General features: G+C 40.8%; 15 protein-coding genes. 13 read left to right on the top strand and 2 right to left on the bottom strand.

Annotation, left to right across the window (positions count from 1 at the left end):
- Positions 1 to 31 precede the first annotated feature (31 nt).
- Both UB32_RS12445 and UB32_RS12440 read left to right on the top strand, forming a co-directional pair.
- Complete coding sequence (locus tag UB32_RS12445) at positions 32 to 1,336, top strand: hemolysin family protein (protein ID WP_044394234.1); 1,305 nt, start codon at positions 32 to 34, stop codon at positions 1,334 to 1,336.
- A 277-nt stretch (positions 1,337 to 1,613) separates the two neighbouring features.
- Entirely contained in the window at positions 1,614 to 2,180 is a 567-nt protein-coding gene (locus UB32_RS12440; RefSeq protein ID WP_241768499.1) for a M15 family metallopeptidase, read from the top strand.
- Positions 2,181 to 2,229: 49 nt separating this feature from the next.
- On the opposite strand, the gene UB32_RS12435 is transcribed toward UB32_RS12440, so the two are convergent.
- Both UB32_RS12435 and UB32_RS12430 read right to left on the bottom strand, forming a co-directional pair.
- On the bottom strand, positions 2,230 to 3,462 hold the full coding sequence (locus UB32_RS12435; protein ID WP_044394232.1) for an NAD(P)/FAD-dependent oxidoreductase: 1,233 nt from the start codon (positions 3,460 to 3,462) through the stop codon (positions 2,230 to 2,232).
- A 250-nt stretch (positions 3,463 to 3,712) separates the two neighbouring features.
- Entirely contained in the window at positions 3,713 to 3,934 is a 222-nt protein-coding gene (locus UB32_RS12430; RefSeq protein ID WP_044394230.1) for a hypothetical protein, read from the bottom strand.
- A 240-nt stretch (positions 3,935 to 4,174) separates the two neighbouring features.
- On the opposite strand from UB32_RS12430, the gene UB32_RS12425 reads away from it, so the two are divergent.
- The 11 genes from UB32_RS12425 (at position 4,175) to treC (ending at position 14,345) form a co-directional block, all read left to right on the top strand.
- Positions 4,175 to 4,903 carry a hypothetical protein gene (locus UB32_RS12425; protein ID WP_044394229.1) on the top strand — a complete coding sequence of 243 codons (729 nt, stop codon included), beginning with the start codon at positions 4,175 to 4,177 and terminating at the stop codon, positions 4,901 to 4,903.
- A gap of 247 nt (positions 4,904 to 5,150) precedes the next feature.
- Positions 5,151 to 6,623: a UDP-N-acetylmuramoyl-L-alanyl-D-glutamate--2,6-diaminopimelate ligase gene (locus tag UB32_RS12420; RefSeq protein ID WP_044394257.1), complete on the top strand. Its 1,473-nt coding sequence runs from the start codon at positions 5,151 to 5,153 to the stop codon at positions 6,621 to 6,623.
- Positions 6,624 to 6,808: 185 nt separating this feature from the next.
- Complete coding sequence (locus tag UB32_RS12415) at positions 6,809 to 7,108, top strand: metal-sulfur cluster assembly factor (protein WP_044394227.1); 300 nt, start codon at positions 6,809 to 6,811, stop codon at positions 7,106 to 7,108.
- A gap of 159 nt (positions 7,109 to 7,267) precedes the next feature.
- Positions 7,268 to 7,366 (top strand): YjcZ family sporulation protein, encoded by a 99-nt coding sequence (locus tag UB32_RS19510; RefSeq protein WP_084221827.1) that lies wholly within the window; start codon positions 7,268 to 7,270, stop codon positions 7,364 to 7,366.
- Positions 7,367 to 7,393: 27 nt separating this feature from the next.
- Positions 7,394 to 7,516 carry a YjcZ family sporulation protein gene (locus UB32_RS19505; protein WP_084221826.1) on the top strand — a complete coding sequence of 41 codons (123 nt, stop codon included), beginning with the start codon at positions 7,394 to 7,396 and terminating at the stop codon, positions 7,514 to 7,516.
- Between the two features lie 145 nt (positions 7,517 to 7,661).
- Positions 7,662 to 8,954 (top strand): ABC transporter substrate-binding protein, encoded by a 1,293-nt coding sequence (locus UB32_RS12410; protein WP_044394226.1) that lies wholly within the window; start codon positions 7,662 to 7,664, stop codon positions 8,952 to 8,954.
- An 82-nt stretch (positions 8,955 to 9,036) separates the two neighbouring features.
- Positions 9,037 to 9,270 carry a hypothetical protein gene (locus UB32_RS20780; RefSeq protein WP_347230914.1) on the top strand — a complete coding sequence of 78 codons (234 nt, stop codon included), beginning with the start codon at positions 9,037 to 9,039 and terminating at the stop codon, positions 9,268 to 9,270.
- Positions 9,271 to 9,308: 38 nt separating this feature from the next.
- On the top strand, positions 9,309 to 10,028 hold the full coding sequence (locus UB32_RS12405) for a carbohydrate ABC transporter permease (protein ID WP_347230913.1): 720 nt from the start codon (positions 9,309 to 9,311) through the stop codon (positions 10,026 to 10,028).
- Positions 10,025 to 10,894 carry a carbohydrate ABC transporter permease gene (locus tag UB32_RS12400; RefSeq protein WP_044394225.1) on the top strand — a complete coding sequence of 290 codons (870 nt, stop codon included), beginning with the start codon at positions 10,025 to 10,027 and terminating at the stop codon, positions 10,892 to 10,894. The genes UB32_RS12405 and UB32_RS12400 overlap by 4 nt, the downstream gene beginning before the upstream one ends.
- Positions 10,895 to 11,207: 313 nt before the next feature.
- Positions 11,208 to 12,626, top strand: a complete 1,419-nt coding sequence (treP, locus tag UB32_RS12395) for a PTS system trehalose-specific EIIBC component (protein WP_044394223.1) — start codon at positions 11,208 to 11,210, stop codon at positions 12,624 to 12,626.
- Positions 12,627 to 12,659: 33 nt separating this feature from the next.
- Positions 12,660 to 14,345 (top strand): alpha,alpha-phosphotrehalase, encoded by a 1,686-nt coding sequence (treC, locus tag UB32_RS12390; RefSeq protein WP_044394221.1) that lies wholly within the window; start codon positions 12,660 to 12,662, stop codon positions 14,343 to 14,345.
- Positions 14,346 to 14,647: the final 302 nt, after the last annotated feature.

Genomic DNA, 14,647 nt, shown 5'->3' with positions numbered 1-14,647 from the left:
TGAATGCCTTACAATATGTAAGGCTTGCCCATTGATTATTACGAATTTATTGTTAGTGATTTTGTTAATTGCATTGACTGGTTTTTTCGTTGCAACTGAATTTGCAATTGTGAAAGTTAGGAGTTCACGGATTGATCAACTGATTGCAGAAGGAAGGAAAGGGGCGCAATCAGCTAAACATGTCATCACGCATCTCGATGAATATTTGTCTGCCTGTCAGCTTGGGATTACCATAACGGCTCTTGGCTTAGGCTGGTTAGGGGAACCGACAGTGGAAGCGGTGCTCCATCCCGTTTTTGAAAGCTTGCATCTAAATGAGTCATTATCTGGTCTCTTATCGTTTGCTATCGCGTTTGCTTCGATTACTTTTTTGCATGTTGTAGTGGGAGAACTTGCCCCTAAGACGGTTGCTATCCAAAAAGCAGAAGCAATCAGCATGGCATTTTCAAAGCCAATTATTTTGTTTTATAAAATAATGTATCCCTTTATTTGGGCGCTGAATGGATCAGCCCGGCTTTTGGTCGGTTTATTTGGCATAAAGCCGGCCTCCGAACATGATATAGCTCATTCAGAGGAGGAGCTGCGGATTCTATTATCGGAGAGCTTTGAAAGTGGAGAAATTAACCAGAATGAATTGAACTTTGTTAATAATATTTTTGAATTTGATGAGCGGATCGCTAAAGAAATTATGGTTCCTAGAACGGAAATTGTTACGTTTGACATTTCGGACGATGTGGAAAAAATTATTGATGTGATTCAAGAGGAGAAATACACCCGATACCCTGTAGTCGATGGGGAAAAGGATAATGTTGTTGGAATGATTAATATCAAAGAAATACTGACTGCGAAATTGACACAAAGGGAGCTCCAAAAAGAATCGATTTTGTCATCATTTATTAAGCCAGTCATTAAGGTGATTGAGAACATTCCCATACATGATTTGCTCGTGAAGATGCAGAAAGAACGCATCCATATGGCAATCTTGATCGATGAGTATGGGGGCACCTCTGGCCTCGTAACTGTGGAGGATATTTTGGAGGAAATCGTTGGGGACATCCGTGACGAATTTGATGTAGATGAAATAGCCGAAATTAGAAAGATAAAAGAAGGCCATTATCTTTTCAGCTCAAGAGTATTGATTGATGAAGTGAATGATCTGCTAGGCATCCATATTTCCGAAGAAGATGTGGACACTATTGGCGGGTGGTTCATGACCAAGAATATGGATGCGGAAATTGGTGACGAGATTGAGGAAGAAGGGTTTCTTTTCAAAATCATTGAGATCGATGAATACCATATTGCCTATTTAGAGGTTACCAAGATAAAAGAGGAGTAAAATTGATTAAACAGAAAGCAAGACATAAAAAAGAAAGACGCCTAGAAGGCGTCTTTCTGCGTATTGAGGCGATTGACTGCACGCCACATCGTGCATTTCCGCGAAGGAGTGTCAACCGGCTTACACAATTCAGCTCATCGCTTGATTAATATATCATGAGCAAGATGTGTTAGCAAGAGGGAATTTTCGGAAGCATTCCTTTATTTTTCTATGAAACCCTTAATGGCTCCAATTCGTATTATAATAGACTGAAAGATTTACGGAAAGGATTTTTATCGTGAATAAAAAGCTGTTTGGGAATGCATCCGTCACTTTCTTGTTGATTTTGATGGTGCTTCTGTTATATTCCCAGTTTCTTAATAGATCGGAAGTACAGGAAGATGCTACTCTGCCAAAGGACCTCCATCCGCTTGTCTTGGAGAAAAAGGAAACGTTGGTCAAGACGGCTGCTGATTCAGGGATCAGCATCATTGTGACGGATGGATTCAGGAGTTTCCAGGAACAAGATTTTTTGTATCAAAAGGGCAGGACGACAGATGGTCAAATTGTCACCCACGCAAAAGCTGGGGATTCTTATCATAATTTTGGCCTAGCAATAGATTTTGCCTTATTGGATAAACAAGGGAAAGCATTGTGGGATACAGCCTATGACGGAAATGGGAACGGAAAATCGGATTGGATGGAGGTAGTTGCTATAGCCAAGGAACTTGGATTTCAATGGGGAGGAGATTGGGAGCACTTTAAAGATTATCCTCATTTTGAAATGCGTTTCGGACTAACGATTGATGATTTGCAACGTGGGAAACGGCCTCCGCAAAACTCGCTGACTGCATCACAAAATTAACTGAAGCATCGGGCAGGATTCCTAGGAACTGCACCGATGCTTTGGTATGTTATTTTTGATTGGAGACAGTGGAAACATCTGTATAAGGCTTTTTGATTTTAAGTAGCTGCTTAATGATGAGGCTAGGACCACCAAGCATTAAGAGGTAGCGCGCCTCGATCACCTGCTTCATTAAAGCAGCAAATGAACCGGAGATTTTCAACCCGAACACTTTTCCTACGGCCACCTTATTTCCAATGGAAGCGACCGTGCCTTTATGATGATACATGAAAGGTTTAAGCGGTTCCCCCCTCAGGCTGGCAATCATATTAGGACCACATAAAACTGCCTGTTGTAAGGCCACTTGTGCAGTCGGAGGAAGGGCATTTTTCTCATCCTTCATGCATAATGCAGCATCCCCGATGCAAAAGACATTTTCTACACCTTTTACCCGTAAAAATTCATCAACCGGAATACGGCCTCTTGAAATAGGCAAATTTAGTTTTTCTAGGAGGAAATTACCGCGAACACCAGCAGCCCAAATCAATGTTTTGGACGGAAGTACTTCTCCATTGTCCAAGTCAATTGAAGTTGGAGAACATTTTCGTATTTTAGTAGAGGTCATTAATTCAACATTGTTCTTTTTAAAATAAGTGGTTGTAAAATCAATTGCTTCTTGATCAAATCCTGGCAGAATGGTGGGACAAGCTTCAATAGTAATGATTCTTGTTTTGGAAAAAGGAATATCATAGGCGCGGCAAAGATTTGGCAATGCTTCAATGAGTTCGCCCACCATTTCAATACCGGTAAAACCTGCTCCGGCTACCGCAAAGGTAAGTCTAGATGGATCAGAATCAATTTTGTAAGCAGCGAACTGTCTGAGAATATGGTTATAAATAGCTTTTGTGCTTTGAAAGCTTTTGATTTTAAAGGCATTTTCTTCTACTCCTGGAATATCAAAGGTAGCGACATCAAAACCTAGAGAGATCAGCAAGTAGTCATACTCTATTTTATCGCCAGAATCAAGATAGACTTTCTTTTTACCGAAGTCAACATTCTGAACGGTTCCTTTTTTAAAGTGAATCTTATTTGTCTTGAGCAAATTTGGAATGTGCAGCGCGATTTTATCGTCTGATGCCGTTCCGGCGCCAGTTTTATGAAGCTGGGTTGAAATATAATGGTAATCATGTTTATTGATCAACGTTACTTCTGCTTCGCCGTCACTCAGTGATTTCTCCAGTTGCCGGCTTGTAATCAAGCCGCCATACCCTGCACCGAGTATCACTATTTTGGGAGTTTTCATTGGATCTCCTTCTTTCCGATTTATCATTGTGATATATTTCACAATACCGATGAAAAAAAATAAAACCTAGAATTGGTTTTTATAATCATTTTTGTGAAATAATTCACATTCTTTATACCAATAGATTACTATAATCTTCTTATGGAATCAAGTCATCTTCTACATCTACTGTTAATTTTAACAAAAGTTTGAACAATAATTGTTTTTTCTGTCATTAAACAGCTTAGCCCTGGATTCCCAGGGCTAATTTTTATTGATCACTATCCATATATTTCTTTTCGCTTGAAGATGAATCCTTTGTATGATGACCGTCCTTTTCTTCTTGCTTTTCCTGATTAAGGTCTTCGATTGGAATGGGATCAACAGTTAACTCACTTTTGAATGTATCATGGAGACTTTTTTTTCGGGTACTATACTGTTCTGGATTGTCCATGTTTTGCGTGTTATCTACAGGAGTTGACTTTTTAACCATCCTTTTCACCTCTCTTTTTCATCTGGCTCCCTTTCTGTTCTAATGGAACCATGCTTTCGAGTTTTTTGTGATTATCAAACCTTTTAACAACGAAAGTACCCCTTTTAAGTCTATTTAAAACATTATCGTTTCTAATGATTTCACAATTCCAATTTACCCGATGTCCAATGTCTTTTGTGCCGTAATCCTTCATACAGTTAGAATGTATGTTTAATTATTGGAATATGGAGGGGAAGCATCATGATAATTATCCGGTTTCCAGATGCGGATGGGAAGCAAAAGCTGCAAAATCTGTCTGGAAAACAGAAGGAAATATTCGAAGCTCTGGATCATAGCCTGACATTGTTTGAGTTTGATACAAACTTTCAACTCTTATTTGAAATTAGGTTAAGGGGAAATATCATTGAAGCGGCGCTGGGCCTGAAAAATGCTTCGGTAGCCTTTACCTCATTTAAATACTCTAAATTCAATCCAGTCTATTGGACAAAAGGTCCAAGTGGCTATTTACTGAATCCTAATGTGAGACCGTCAGATGCCATTTCTGACATTTTTACGAACGGGCAGGAATATGGGTTTGAATGCTCTACCGCAATGGTGATTATTTTCTACAAAGCGGTCCTCGATTCCATCAGAGTGACGGATTTTGACTATCTATTCAGGGGATTGCTTGTCTGGAACTGGAATTACGACCATGATTTGGCGATCATCACCTTGGAAGGGAGTGAATTCATTCCCGGGGATGTCGTCTATTTCATGAATCCAGATTATGAAATGCCGATTTGGAGAGGCGAAAACGCGGTTTTTCTTGGAAAGGAATTATACTATGGTCATGGAATTGGAATTGGAACAGCAGAGGAAATGATCGAGGCGCTTAACACACTCAGAAAAAAGGACTCGACCACATCAGCCTTTATGCTACAGCAACATAGCAGGCTAAACTCTAAGTATTTGGCTCAATATTCCAATTAATGAACCTAAAAAACTGGAAAAGGCTGGCAGTACTGTCGGCCTTTTATAGTGTGGCCTGGCTCCAATGTCCGATATGATACGCTTATCTCCTTCTGCTCCTTTCAGCTCATTTTTTTTAAAAGGGATTTCTTATACGATAGACGAGGAATAGTTTAAAAAATTAGGGGAATATAAAAGGAGATAAATTCTATCCGATTCTACGTTACGGATGGGTAATTTACAGGCGGAAAAAAGGGAGTTTTTGAAGATGCGGTTATCAGAAGTACTGGATGCTCTCGGCAACAGTTTAAAAAAATACATAAATGGTGCAGACCTTGAATTGACAGGCATCCAAATGGATTCGCGCAAAGTGAAGCCAGGAGATTTGTTTGTTGCGATTTCTGGATTTCAAATTGATGGTCATCAGTTTATTCAAGAAGCAATGGAAAAAGGGGCTGCTGCCGTGATAGGAGAAAATGAGCATCATTTGGCTGTGCCATATATCCAGGTGTTTGACAGCAGAATGGCTCTAGGGAGAGTCGCCAGTGCTTATTTTCAACATCCATCGAGGAAGCATACGGTGATAGGCGTTACCGGTACAAACGGGAAAACGACTGTTTCCTATATGATAAAACATATTCTAGAGTATGCGGGCAAAAGCTGTTCCTTGCTTGGTACGGTGTCTTATCTGATAAACAATGAGGTGTACAAGCCCTCGAATACAACCCCAGATGCTTTGCAAATTCAGGAATTGCTGGCCAAAAGCAACGATGAGTTTGTTGTTTTAGAGGTATCATCACATGCCTTAAAGCAATATCGAATTGAAGGACTGGAACTGGATTATGGGCTGTTCACGAATCTTTCCCATGACCATCTGGATTACCATCCAACGATTGAGGATTATTTCGAGGCGAAAACACTAATGTACAATTACATGAAACCAGCAGGATCGGCAATTGTCAGCCGATTGTGCAAGTGGGGAAAAATATTAACTGTTCGATTGAACGCTAAAGAGATTCCTACTTATACAATGGGCAATCTTCAAACCGATGATGTAAAAATAGAAGATATTCAGCTAAAAGGGGAAACCAAATTTAAAATAAAAATGGGCGGAATCGTTTATCCATTGACTCTGCCGTCCCCTGGTCTCCATAATGCCTATAACGCCGCAATGGCCTTTCTGACAACTGTCAAAATTGGCATTCATCCTAATGCAATCACGGAGGCTTTAAAGACTTTCCCAGGTGTTCCTGGAAGATTTGAAATGATTTCACATCCAGAGGGTGCAACCTTCATTATTGATTATGCCCACACAAAGGATGCGATCGAATACTGTCTGCAGGCAGCACAAGAACATAATGCTGTTAAAATAAAGCATATATTCGGATTTCGCGGAGAGCGAGATACGACAAAGAGAGAATATATGGTCAAAGCGTCTGCAGAAATGAGTGATGAATTTATTTTGACTTTCGATGACTTGAATGGTGTTTCTGAAGAGGAAATGAAGAATCAGCTGCAGGAACTAAATAAACAGTATGGGATGAATAAAGGGATGGTTATCACCGATAGAACGATAGCGATCCGCGATGCATGGGAAAACGCAAGCTTAGGGGAATGGATTTTAATCACCGGTAAAGGTCCTGAGGAATATCAAACGAGATATGAACTCCCTACATCATCCGATAAAGACACACTGTTATACTTACAAAAACAGCAGGAAAAAGAAAAAATAACCGGTTGAATCTTCCGCAGGCTATCAGTACGATTGTCTGCAATTTTATGCGTTCCCTAATTGTAAAATCAGGAAAGGACACAAATTAGCCTTTTAATCTTGACAATAATATGAAAACTAGTTATGTCGCTCCAAAATCGATCCGCCATCTTTTATCATATAAATAGAAAAGGGAAGGCAGGGAGGTTCGCAATATGGATAAGCAAGATATTTATAAAATGCTCGAGGAAGTAAAAGAACCAATGCTAGGAGTCGATATTGTGAACCTGGGCCTCGTCTATGAAGTCAGTGTCAAAAACGATCATGATGTGGAAATCGTAATGACCACCAGGAATGAGAATTGTATGCTTGCAGATTATATCGCCCTCTCTGCCCGGGAACATTTAACAGACCAGATGAAAGGCCTCGAGCATATCGACATCAAAATGGTTTCTGCCCCTAAATGGACGAAGGATCGCATGACAAGATATGCAAAATTTTTACTGGACCTATAAATTAATTCTCAAAAAAGATTGCAACTTAAATGGCAATCTTTTTTTATTTGCGTGCCCCTATCCCACATTTCGAATTGGGCTAGTATTTTTTTGTTGTTTAATTGCACAAATATCCCCGGTTGAATAGGATATAGGGACACAAAAAAGGAGGTTGTTACGATGTCAGAAGGATGCGGCTACGGCGGAGGCTTTGCCTTAATTGTTGTTTTGTTCATTCTTTTAATCATTATCGGAGCGTCTTGGGGTTTTGGTTACTAAGTTGAACTTCGGGTAGGAGGTTTTAGAATGTACGGATACGGTGGATATGGCGGCTGTAGTGTAGGAGGAGTTGGAAACGGCAACGGATTTGTCTTGATCGTTGTGCTGTTTATCCTGTTGATTATCGTCGGCTGCTCATGTTATCTCTAAGGATTGGAATAAGAAGATAATAGGTGCTTGTGCCATTGGTGCAAGCACCTTTTTCATTCCATCATAAAAAGTTTAGAAAGTCAGTGAGAGTGGTAATAGTGAGGTTGTATTTATGAATTAACTTTACTTTACAGGAGGATCAGTGATGAAGAGGGGTCTAGCTTTCTTTCTAGCAGTAACAATGATTATCAGCTTGCTGGCTGGGTGCTCAGGTGAGCAAAGTGCAGAAGCTGAAAAAACGAAAGATGGGAAGGTAGTAATTGATTTCTGGACATTCTGGGGATCAGAAACACGCAGGCCAATTATTGAAAAAATAGTGAATGATTACAATCAGTCACAGGACAAAGTCTTTGTAAAGCACACTTTTTTGCCTTGGGGCGATATTTGGACCAAGAATCTTGCGTCCGTTGCAGCCGGCAATCCAGCTGATGTAATTGTCAATGATATTAATACCGTAGCTCAGCGTGCTGAAAACAAACAGGTAGAGGATATTAGTGAGTATGTGGATGATTCATTCAAACAGCAGTTTTATCCTTATTTGTGGGATACAGTCGAACAGGATGGAAAAACATACGCAGTTCCATTCAATACAGATACACGTCTCCTATTTTATAACAAAAAAGCTTTCAAAGAAGTGGGACTTGATCCAAATAAACCACCAGCAACTTGGTCTGAACTGGAGGAATATGCTCGAAAATTGGATGTGAAAAATGGCGATAAATATGATCGGATTGGGTTCTATCCTCTTTGGGGAAGTGTTGGTGCTTCCAGTTGGATGATAAATGCAGATGGTGGAAAAGGTTTTATTGCAGATGGAGAACTCGCCATTAACACCCCAAAAAAAGTGGAGGCGCTAAATTGGATTCTTGATTGGAAGGAAGGGCTCGGTGAAAGGACAGTCCAAGCTTTCCAGGCTGAATTTGGCAGCGAACAGTCCAATCCGTTCATTGCAGGGAAGGTTTCCATGTGGATCGATGTAGGTACATTCTATACTCAATTACGGGATTATGGTCAGGATGTTGAGTTTGGCGTTGCGCCCATACCAGCCAAAGAAAAAGGTGCAGGAAATTGGGCTGAAGGAGGCGGTTTCGTTGTAGAAGTGCCCAAAGGCTCTAAGCATCCAAAAGAAGCGATGGACTTTATCCGCTATTTGACAGATGTGAAAGCTCAGAAATACTGGGCCGTCAAAAATTATGATAATGTGGCGAATAGTGAAGCTGCGGAGTCAGCTCTAAATGAACTAAAAGGGCCGGATAAAATGGTTTATGAAGCGACAGTCAAAAATTTGAAGCAAACAAAAATGTTCCCGGTACCGATAGATTACCCAGATTATATGAGCAGATTGAATCCGCATATTGACAATGCTTTATTAGGAAAAACTGCACCTGAAAAAGCACTCAAGCAAGCGGAAGAAGATATTAAAAAAATGAAGAAATAATGCAAAAAAGAGAGAAGGCGCAACTGCCCTTCTCTTTTTGATAAGAACTAGTGTTAATGAAATTGCAAGTGGAGGTTTAGGAATGATGAAAATATCTGAAAGTACATTAGTGCACACAGAAGTTGGGCCAAAAGTGCCCACGGAAAGTAAAGATCCAGAAGCAACTGTGAAAAAAGGTCTAAGTAAAAAAGCAAAAGATAATCTAGCAGGGTACTTATTCATTTCCCCATGGATCATTGGGTTCCTTGGATTGACAATGGGTTACTGTTCAGTCTGGCTGCAAGTTTTACTGATTACAATATTACCTCAAAAATGAATTTCGTCGGGTTAGAAAACTATAAAAGTATGTTTACGATGGACGATTTATTTCGTACTTCCCTGTTTAATACCGTTTATTATGTTGTATTTTCAGTTCCATTGACGACTGCCGGTGCGATCATTCTGGCTGTTCTCCTGAACCAGAAAATCAAAGGCATGAAGTTTTTCCGAACCATCTATTATCTGCCGGCGGTGTTATCAGGTGTGGCAGTCTATCTTCTCTGGATGCAGCTATTGAGTCCATCAACTGGTCTCGTGAACACGATGCTAGGTTGGATCGGAATTACAGGGCCAGCGTGGCTGTTTGATCCTGATTGGACCAAGCCTGCATTGCTATTGATGAAAATGTGGAGTGTTGGCGGAGGAATGCTTTTGTATCTGGCTATTATGCAGGGGGTATCGCCGCAAATGTATGAAGCAGCTGACATGGAGGGGGCCTCGCCGTGGCAAAAGTTTTATTATATTACCTTGCCAATGATTTCTCCCATTATCTTTTTTGATGTTATCACCAGTACGATTGGAGCATTTCAAATTTTTCAAGAAGCATATGTCATGACGGAAAATGGCAGCGGAGGACCCGGGAATTCGCTATTGTTCTATAATTTGCATATGTGGAATAACGCCTTTGAAGTCTTTAACATGGGATATGCTTCGGCAATGGCATGGCTGTTATTTCTCATCGTGATGATTTTGACCTCAGTGAATATGAAGCTCGGTAAGAGATGGGTGCATTATGAAGGAGGAAATGATAAGTGAGTTCCGTGTCTGCCCCAAAATTTTACGAGACGAAAAAGTTTAAGGATAAGGTTAAATACACATTTGTTACATTTGTGTTAATTGCTGGCAGTATGCTGATTTTGCTGCCATTATGGTGGATGATTTCGACTTCACTTAAGTCCCCTGCTGAGATTGCCCAATATCCACCGACATTTTTCCCAAAGGAGTTCCATTTCAACAATTACATTGAGGCCTGGCAGACTGCGCCTTTCACTCGCTGGGCATTGAATACTCTCTTTCTAGCTTCTGTTGGAACGATCGGTAGTGTGCTAGTGAACTCGTTGGTTGCTTACGGTTTTGCTAAAATCCACTTTAAAGGCAGAAATCCACTTTTTATTCTCGTTCTCTCCACCATGCTGATTCCCGGATTTGTTACAATGGTGCCGCAATATATCCTGTTTTCCAAACTTGGATGGGTAAACACATACTTGCCTTTGCTAGTGCCTGCATTCCTCGGCAGTGCCTTTTTCATTTTTTTGCTTCGCCAGTTTATGTTAGGGATACCGAATGAACTGATGGAGGCAGCTGTACTAGATGGAGCGGGACATTTGCAAATCTGGTGGCATATCATGCTTCCATTGACAAAACCGGCTTTAATCACGGTGGCGATTTTCTCTTTCAATGGGGCATGGAATGATCTATTAGGACCATTGCTGTATATTAATGATGAAAGCATGTACACTTTGCAGATAGGCTTGCAAACCTTTAAAGGTACGGTCCAAACACAGTGGCATTATTTAATGGCAATGTCTGTTACAGTATTGCTTCCAGTCATTTTCTTGTTTTTCTTTTTCCAAAAGTACTTTATCGAAGGCTCGAATCTCTCATCTGGAACAAAAGGATAAACACAGAAACTAAAGAGATTGCCCGCAGAAGCAAAATGAATTTCTGTTGGCAGTTTCTTTAGTTTTTCGTTCCTAGCCAGTTTGCTAACCTGTTTCTGTCCTCCTTGTTCATTCGGTTTTGTTCGAATAGACATCTGCTGAGAATGTCGTTTTTAATCAGTTGTTTTGGGGAATATAAAAAGAATGAGTAAAGCAGTTGACTTATCTTGTATATACAAGTAAAATAAAATCGCAACATGATGTATATACAAGTGTTCAGATGTAAAGCGATTTTTTTATATTAAATGAAAACGGTAACAGGAGGAGATCGACTATGGATCGCAAAGCTGTTGAACAAATAGTTGAGGCAGTGGGCGGCAAAGAGAATATCGCCGCAGCTACTCATTGTGTGACAAGGCTTCGTTTTGCTTTAAAGGATGAAGGAAAAGTAGACAAGGAGAAATTAGAGAACAATGATCTCGTAAAAGGATCATTTTCGGCGAACGGTCAATTCCAAGTAGTCATTGGCCAGGGACTCGTCGATAAGGTATATGCAGAAATGGTAGCGATTACCGGGATTGGGGAAGCATCAAAACAAGACATCAAAGATGCAGCTGCCCAGAACCTGAATCCGCTGCAAAGGGCGATCAAGACACTGGCAGATATCTTCATTCCCATCTTGCCGGCAATTGTGACTGCTGGTTTATTAATGGGAATCAATAACATTCTAACCGGGAAAGATATTTTCTTTGAAGGAAAAGCGCTAATCGAAGTTTATACAGGCTGGGCTGATTTTGCAAGTATCATCAATTTAATTGCCAATACTGCGTTCGTATTTCTGCCTGGTCTGATTGGCTGGAGTGCGGTCAATAAGTTCGGCGGAAACCCGCTGCTTGGTATTGTACTTGGACTCATGCTAGTACATCCTGATTTACTGAATGCTTGGGGATATGGAGCAGCACAACAGAAAGGCGAAATCCCAACCTGGAATTTGTTTGGATTGACCGTTGAGAAAGTCGGTTACCAAGGACAAGTATTGCCAGTCCTGCTTGCTTCTTATGTATTGGCGAAAATGGAAATCTTTTTGCGCAAGCGAATACCTGATGCTTTCCAGCTACTTACAGTTGCACCAATTGCCTTGCTTGTAACTGGATTTTTATCATTTATCGTGATCGGACCAATTACTTTTGCAATTGGCAATCTGATTACGGACGGGGTTGTTGGTTTGTTTGATGCTGCCCCTATCATTGGTGGATTAATTTACGGTGCACTTTATGCGCCGCTTGTTATCACCGGTATGCACCATACTTTCCTTGCGGTGGACTTACAGCTGATCGGATCGATTGGCGGCACCTTCCTCTGGCCGATGGTGGCACTTTCCAATATCGCTCAAGGATCAGCGGCGTTTGCGATGATGTTTGCTGACAAAGATAATGAGAAATTAAAAGGTCTTTCGATGACTTCGGCTATTTCAGCCTGGCTTGGAATTACCGAGCCTGCGATGTTTGGTGTGAATTTGCGCTACAGATACCCTTTCATTGCCGCTATTATTGGTTCAGCCATTGCCGGAGTAGTCATTACACTGAGTGGTGTCATGGCGCCTTCGATTGGAGTCGGTGGCCTGCCTGCATTCCTATCCATCTATACGGAGTATTGGGGAGTGTTCTTCATTGGAATGGCCATTGCGCTTGTTGTACCGTTTGTACTGACCTTCATTATGTCCAAGACTAGGAAAAAGAAAGAAGTAGAATGAACTGAATGATCCAGATGGAGGAGGAAGTATTTCATGACTGAACCATGGTGGAAGAAGTCGGTTGTGTATCAGATCTATCCAAAAAGTTTTTACGATACGACTGGCAATGGAACAGGCGATCTTCCGGGAATTATCGCCAAACTGGAATACTTGAGCCAACTTGGGGTGGATATCATCTGGCTTACGCCAATCTATGATTCACCTCAGCGAGACAATGGGTATGATATTAAAGATTATTTTAAGATTTATGAGCAATATGGGACGATGGAAGACTTCGACCGTCTTCTTCAAGAGACCCATAAACGCGGAATGAAACTAATCATGGATATCGTTGTCAACCACTCATCAACTGAGCATGAGTGGTTCCAAGAGGCAAAGAAATCAAAGGACAGCCGCTATCGCGACTATTATATTTGGAAGGATCCAAAAGACGATGGAAGCGCCCCGACTAATTGGGAGTCCAAATTTGGCGGCAATGCCTGGGAGTATGATGAGGCGACGGGACAATACTATCTGCATTTATTCGATGTGACTCAGGCCGATTTGAACTGGGAAAATGAAAAGCTGCGCAATGATGTATATGAGATGATGCACTTTTGGTTTAAAAAAGGGGTAGATGGCTTCCGACTAGATGTGATCAATCTGATCTCAAAGGATCCAACTTTTCCGGATGATGACGGTTCTGTTCCTCCTGGAGATGGTCGGAAATTTTATACAGATGGCCCGCGAATTCATGAGTTTTTGCAGGAAATGAACCAAGAAGTATTCTCGAAATATAACAGCATGACGGTCGGTGAGATGTCATCGACCACAATAGACAACTGTATCAAATACTCGAATCCAGAGCGTAAAGAATTGAGCATGACATTTAATTTTCATCATTTAAAAGTTGATTATCAAAATGGCGATAAATGGACACTCGCTGATTTCGACTTCCTCGCACTTAAACGGATTTTATCTTTATGGCAGGAAGAAATGCATAAAGGCGGAGGATGGAATGCTTTGTTCTGGTGCAATCATGACCAGCCTCGTATTGTCTCTCGTTATGGTAATGACGGGAAATATCACCGGGAATCAGCAAAAATGCTTGGAACGGCAATTCATATGATGCAAGGAACACCATATATTTACCAGGGGGAAGAAATAGGGATGACCAATCCTTATTTTGAAAAAATCGAGGATTATCGCGATGTAGAATCCTTGAATATGTATCAAATGAAATTGGAAGAAGGCATGCCTGAGGAGGAAATCCTGAAAATTCTTCAGAGCAAGTCGCGTGACAATTCACGAACTCCTGTTCAGTGGAATGCCGAAAAGAATGCCGGTTTTACAAAAGGGACCCCATGGATTGGCACCGCTAAAAATTATCAGACTGTCAACGCGGAAAAGGCGCTTGCAGATATAAATTCCGTTTTCTATCATTATAAAAAGCTGATCCAGCTTCGGAAGCAATATGACATCATCACATCTGGGGATTACCAGCTGATCCTTGAAGAAAACCCTGAGATATTTGCTTATGTCAGAAACGGTAAGAATGAAAAGTTGCTTGTCGTAAACAATTTTTATGGAAAAGATACGGTCTTTGAATTGCCAGATACTGTGAGAATAGATGGCTTTCATGTACAAGTTCTGCTCTCAAATTATGCTGATACGAACAATGATCTGTCTCGGGTTACTCTTCGTCCATATGAGTCCATAGTATTTCATTTAACAAAATAACAGATTAGAGGAGGCCTTCCATTTCATTTAGGTCTCCTTTTTTTCGAAAGATTAAGAAAGTATAAAATTCACTTCGAGAATTGTCTAGATCCTACGAAAGCCCCTCAAGTCGCTTGTCAAGCTGCGGCACGCTTCGGTCCTGCCAATAAAGTCAAAGAACGAATTCACTGGCAGGCCCTCCGAGGCACAGGATGTGCTAACAAACTGAACAAGAAACGGCTCACGACAATTGCCCCAATGATCATTAGAATAGTTCTTACCACAAAACATCACCTCTATTTTAATGGTTAAATACTATGACT

The organism is Mesobacillus subterraneus (assembly GCF_000934845.1).
GTDB lineage: Bacteria > Bacillota > Bacilli > Bacillales > Cytobacillaceae > Mesobacillus > Mesobacillus stamsii.
This window is presented reverse-complemented; position numbering and strand designations above follow the sequence as displayed.